The organism is Sabulibacter ruber (genome assembly GCF_017355955.1).
Classification (GTDB): domain Bacteria; phylum Bacteroidota; class Bacteroidia; order Cytophagales; family Hymenobacteraceae; genus Nibribacter; species Nibribacter ruber_A.
The window spans coordinates 1-266 of the sequence record NZ_JAFFID010000143.1 but is presented as its reverse complement, the minus strand read 5'-3'; the positions used below and the strand labels follow the sequence as shown (position 1 = coordinate 266).

Annotated in this window: 1 protein-coding gene; it reads left to right on the top strand. The window is 66.9% G+C overall.

The window, feature by feature from the left end:
• On the top strand, nt 1–232 hold a 232-nt coding region (locus JT719_RS24805; RefSeq protein ID WP_207436452.1), incomplete at its 5' end, for a hypothetical protein.
• Between the last annotated feature and the right edge of the window lie 34 nt (nt 233–266).

The window sequence follows — 266 nt, the reverse complement described above, 5'->3', positions numbered from 1 at the left end:
GGTGATCCCTCCACAGGACTATGGAAAGACGACGGGCGTCATCATCGCGCTGAACAACCTGTCGCAGCCCCTGGCCGGACTGGCCGTGAGCGTGTTTTCCGCCAGCTTCGACGGCACGCGGTCGGTCATCGCCGCCTTCTCCCTGTTCATGGGCATCGTCGGGGTCCTGCTCGCCATGGTCTGGCGGCGTGAGGCGCGCCTGGGCACGGTGAGCCCTGAAGCGAAGGCGTAAGGAAAGCCCCGAACCCTCAGCCGCGCGCCCCCAA